Source organism: Micromonospora sp. D75, from assembly GCF_018070405.1.
Classification (GTDB): domain Bacteria; phylum Actinomycetota; class Actinomycetes; order Mycobacteriales; family Micromonosporaceae; genus Micromonospora; species Micromonospora chalcea.
Window position 1 is genome coordinate 1 of sequence record NZ_JAGPXV010000470.1, and the last position, 4805, is coordinate 4805.

The following is a 4805-nucleotide window of genomic DNA, read 5'->3' on the forward strand; positions in this document are numbered from 1 at the left end:
CCGACGAGGCGTCCCGGTCGCTGCACGAGCTGCGCGAGGACCTGGTGCCGGCCACGCTCGGCGGCATCCCGGGCGTGGAGTACGCGGTCGGCGGCGGCGTGGCCGCCAGCGAGGACTACGCCGCCCACATCTGGGCGAAGCTGCCGATCGTCGCCGCGTTCGTGCTGGCGCTGACGTTCCTGGTGATGGCGTGGACGTTCCGGTCGGTGGTGGTGGCGCTGACCTCGATCCTGCTGAACCTGCTCTCCGCCGGGGCCGCGTACGGGCTGCTGGTGCTGGTCTTCCAGAGCACCTGGGCGGAAGGGCTCCTCGGCTTCACCTCGATGGACGCGATCGTCACCTGGCTGCCGCTGTTCCTGTTCGTGGTCCTCTTCGGCTTGTCGATGGACTACCACGTCTTCGTGGTCAGCCGGATCCGTGAGGCGATCGACCGGGGCATGCCCAACCGGGAGGCGGTGGCGCACGGCATCACCTCCTCGGCCGGGGTGGTGACCAGCGCGGCGGTGGTGATGGTGGCGGTGTTCTCCATCTTCGCCACGCTCAGCATGATCGACTTCAAGCAGCTCGGCATCGGCCTGGCGGCGGCGATCCTGCTGGACGCCACGATCATCCGGGCGGTCGTGCTGCCCTCGGTGATGACGCTGCTGGGTGACGCGAACTGGTGGGCGCCACGCTTCATGCGCCGCCGTACGGTCGTCGCCCCGGCGGTGGAGCCGCCGCCCGCCCCGGCCCCGGAGCTGGTCGGCGCCCGCTGATTCCGGGTCCGGGCGCCGGTCCGCGCGGCATGTCCGTCGCGGCTTGACATCCGGTCCGGACCGTGCTGGCGGCTGAGACGGCATCCCCTAGTGAGCGATATACCTGAGAGTCATAATTATGACTCTCAGGTATATCGCTTTTGCGTACACCCCTTGAGCCATGGCGTCACGCAGAGTGTCGGCACCTCCGTGACCGTATCGGCCCAGGTGGCCGGGGACGGGGGCGTCACGGCAGTACGCAGGGCTCCCGCCAGGCGTCCAGTTGCCGGTCCTTGCGGATCGAGGCGAAGCCGTAGCCGACCGAGGTGACGCAGAAGTCCGCCGGCTCACCCGTGTACTCGACGTGGAAGACCGGCTTGCCGGCGTCGACGAACGGCAGCAGCTTCGCGCACTCGCGGCGGCGTACGCACTCCTGGTTGACCGCGAAGTCGAAGTCGGGCGCCAGCGCGGCCACCTGCGCCACGTCGTCGACCAGGCCGGGGGAGAGGTCGAGCTTGCGGGCCAGCCCGGCCAGCCGCCGGTTGAACAGCAACTGGTCGTCGAAGCCCAGCGGGAAACCGGAGCGGTACCGGTAGCCGTCCGCGTCGGCCAGCGCCACCGCGCCGAAGCCCTTGCCCCGGCACAGCCGGAGCCGGTCGGCCAGCACCGGTGACAGCGCGTCCCAGCGCCGTACGTCCAGGAAGTGGCTGCCCGGCCGCCCGGGCACGGCAGCGCCGCGTACGGCGGCGGGGAAGCGGGTGGCGTCCGGATCGTCGGCGGCGTACGTGCCGACCCGGACGTGGCAGACCAGCCTGCGGCCCCGCTCGCGCAGCGCGGCGGTCTCGGTCGAGGTGGTCGCCACCGGGTCGAGGAGGAAGACGTCGGCGTCGACGGTGACGTCCACCGGGGTGGTGAGCTGCCACTGCCACCGCCACCTGTCGGCCTGCGCGACCGGCCAGGGCGTGGGCGCGCCGGGCGGGGTGATCGGCCGCCGGCAGGCCGGCGCCGGGACGAGCAGCGCCGCGGTCAGCGCGAGCGCCACGCCCCGGCGCGGGCCACGTCGGCGGACGCGGGCCGGCCGGGCGCGCGGCACGGCCCACCCCGGCCGGATCCGCATCGACGACTCCCCGGACGCGGGCGGCCCGACGCCGCCCCCGACCGGTCAACGAGCGCCGGGCCCGTCACGACGCGCGGTCAGCGCGGCGTGCCGAAGACCTGCGTCCAGTACGGCCCGTTGCTGCGCGCCAGACCCATTCCGATCTGGGTGTACCCGCAGTTGAGGATGTTCTTCCGGTGCCCCTCGGATTTCATCCATCCGTCCATCACCTCGGCCGCGCTCTGGTAGCCCCAGGCGACGTTCTCGCCCACCATGCTCCAGCTGTAGCCGGCGCGCTCCACCCGGTCCTTGGGCTCGCTGCCGTCGCTGCCGTTGTGGTCCATCTTCTTGTGGTCCGCCTGGTCCTGGCTGTGCCGCTGGGCGGCCAGGTTCAGCTTGGCGTTCACGGTCAGCGCCTTGCAGCCGGCCTTCGCCCGCTCCTGGTTCACCAGCGTGACGACCTTCTGGAGTTCCGCGCTCAGCGCGGTCGTGGCGGTGGCCTTGGTGGCCGCGGTGCCGCCGCCGCTCGGGGCGCTGCTGCGCTCCTGCTGCCGCGACGGCGCGGTGCTGCGGCTCGGCTTCGGGGTGGCCTTCTTGGACGGGCTCGGCGCGGCCGTGGTCGGTACGGCCGACGGGCTGGCCGACTCGGCAGCGAGCGTGTCCGCCGGGCTGTCCCCGGCGTCCTCGGGCGCCTGCGGCGCGGCGGCCACCGGAGCGTCGGCGGAGGTGCGCTTCGTGCCCTGGTCGTCGCCGGGTAGCAGGACGGCGCCCACGCCGAGACTCACCACGAGTGTCGCCGCGGCGGCGGCCCCGCCGATCACGAGCGGCCGGGACAGGCGCCGCTTGCGGCGTCGCGGCTCGTCGGCCGGGATGTCGTCCGCCGGCTGCCACGTCGCGGCCGGCTGCTCCCAGCCGCCGGCCGGCTGCTCGTGGCCGTGCCACGCCTGCTCCTGGCCCTGCCAGGCGGCCGTGGGCTGCTCGTGGCCGGTCCTGGCCGGCCCCTGGGCGTGCCAGGCATTGGCGGGCTGCTCCTGGCCGTGCCAGGCGGCGGTGGGCTGTTCCTCGCCGTTCCACCGGTCGCGGGGCGGCGGGTAGGAGCCGGCCGGCTCGGCGCCGTAACCGGCGGGGCCGTAGCCGGCGGGCGGCTGCTGCTGCCCTCCGTCGCCGAAGAGGTACGACGACCGCGGCTCGGGCCGGTCGCTGAGCCACGCCGGACCCTCGTCGGTCGGCGGCTCGGGACGCCGGCGGGCGCCCTCCGGTTCGATCGGGTCGTTCCAGCGGTACACGCCTGTCCCCTCCACGGGTTGGTTACGGGCCGGGGTGACGCTACGGGCGCGCTCGGAGCTGCAGCAACGTGGCTAAGAAAGAGTTAAGGCGAAGCAGCCGCCGAGGGTGAGGCGTTCACACATTTCCGGCGTACAGTAAAGGCGTCCGGACAGAGCGTGTCCGCGCCTTGTGGCAGCCCCCCGGCGAGTGGCCCGGCCGACGTGGAGATGATCTACGGCCTTGGTCAACTTGACGAAGGAGGGGGTTTCGGCTCAATATAGTGGTGTCGCCAGTCGCGCCCAGCCATGCCCCGATACAGCGGGAATGGTAGCCGCGAACATCATGGGCGCGCGTTGGCCGGCCTTTCCGGCAGCGCACATCAAGGAGTTCAGCATGGCGAAGGCCCTCTACGGCCACGTAAGCGCAGCGCCCGACCGGCGTCTGCTCGACGAGGTCACCCGTCTGCGTGCCAGGGTTCAGGCACTGGAGTTCGAGATCACGCGTCTGCGTGCCGACAACGATCGGCTCGCGGCGGCAGCGGCGGAGGCCGACGACCTCCTCCGTCTGGCCGAGCCCGCGCTGACCTGATCTCCAGTCGCCGGAAAACTGAATCGCACCACACCGAAAAGCGCGCCGACACTCAAGTGCCGGCGCGCAGCCATGTGCGTACCCCTTTTCGTCGTTCCCGCCGTGATTCTCGATCTTGCGAAACCGCCCGGAATTGCGTCCGGTAATTGTGATCATGCATTTCCGTTCCCACCGCGACGGCCGGGCGGAAAGCGGACACCGCAGGTGCCGGGTGGGTCGCGTGGCGGCGACGTCGCGGTCCCGGGTTAGTCTGCGGGTTCACCAGGTCCGCGCAGCCGGCGACGGTACGGCGGCCACCGGACGAGGATCGAGAAGGTGCATCTCAAGAGCCTGACGGTGAAGGGGTTCAAGTCCTTCGCCTCCGCCACGACGTTGAAGCTGGAGCCCGGGATCACCTGCGTGGTGGGCCCGAACGGCTCCGGCAAGTCCAACGTCGTCGACGCCATCGCCTGGGTGCTCGGCGAGCAGGGCGCGAAGGCGCTGCGCGGCGGCAAGATGGAGGACGTCATCTTCGCCGGCACCGCCGGACGCGCACCGCTGGGCCGGGCCGAGGTCACCCTCACCATCGACAACACCGACGGCGCGCTGCCGATCGAGTACACCGAGGTTTCCATCACCCGCCGGATGTTCCGCTCCGGCGAGAGCGAGTACGAGATCAACGGCGACTCCTGCCGCCTGCTCGACATCCAGGAGCTGCTCTCCGACTCGGGCATCGGCCGCGAGATGCACATCATCGTCGGGCAGGGCCGGCTCGACGGCATGCTGCACGCCAAGCCGGAGGACCGGCGGGCGTTCATCGAGGAGGCGGCCGGCGTCCTCAAGCACCGCAAGCGCAAGGAGAAGGCGCTGCGGAAGCTCGACGCGATGCAGACCAACCTCAACCGCCTGACCGACCTCACCGCCGAGCTGCGCCGCCAGCTCAAGCCGCTGGGCCGGCAGGCCGAGGTGGCCCGTCGCGCCGCCGCGATCCAGGCCAACCTGCGCGACGCCCGGCTGCGGCTGCTCGCCGACGACCTGCACACGCTGCGGACCACACTGGACAAGGAGATCGCCGACGAGACCGCGCTGCGCGAGCGGCGCGAGCTGATCGAGGCCGAGCACGGCGAGGTGCAGGGCCGCCT

Annotated in this window: 5 protein-coding genes; 3 read left to right on the plus strand and 2 right to left on the minus strand. The window is 71.9% G+C overall.

Annotated elements, in window-relative coordinates:
* Positions 1-755: MMPL family transporter (locus tag KBX39_RS23325; protein WP_210872508.1), on the plus strand; the 755-nt coding region annotated here is incomplete at its 5' end.
* Between the two features lie 226 nt (positions 756-981).
* On the opposite strand, the gene KBX39_RS23330 is transcribed toward KBX39_RS23325, so the two are convergent.
* Positions 982-1851 carry an endo alpha-1,4 polygalactosaminidase gene (locus tag KBX39_RS23330; RefSeq protein ID WP_043325937.1) on the minus strand — a complete coding sequence of 290 codons (870 nt, stop codon included), beginning with the start codon at positions 1849-1851 and terminating at the stop codon, positions 982-984.
* Positions 1852-1928: 77 nt separating this feature from the next.
* Positions 1929-3116 carry a CAP domain-containing protein gene (locus KBX39_RS23335; RefSeq protein WP_210872510.1) on the minus strand — a complete coding sequence of 396 codons (1188 nt, stop codon included), beginning with the start codon at positions 3114-3116 and terminating at the stop codon, positions 1929-1931.
* Positions 3117-3489: 373 nt separating this feature from the next.
* Here KBX39_RS23335 and KBX39_RS23340 point away from each other — a divergent pair, with 373 nt between their 5' ends.
* Both KBX39_RS23340 and KBX39_RS23345 read left to right on the plus strand, forming a co-directional pair.
* Entirely contained in the window at positions 3490-3684 is a 195-nt protein-coding gene (locus KBX39_RS23340; protein ID WP_013284566.1) for a hypothetical protein, read from the plus strand.
* Between the two features lie 315 nt (positions 3685-3999).
* A partial coding sequence (locus tag KBX39_RS23345) for an AAA family ATPase (protein ID WP_210872512.1) occupies positions 4000-4805 on the plus strand: 806 nt, incomplete at its 3' end.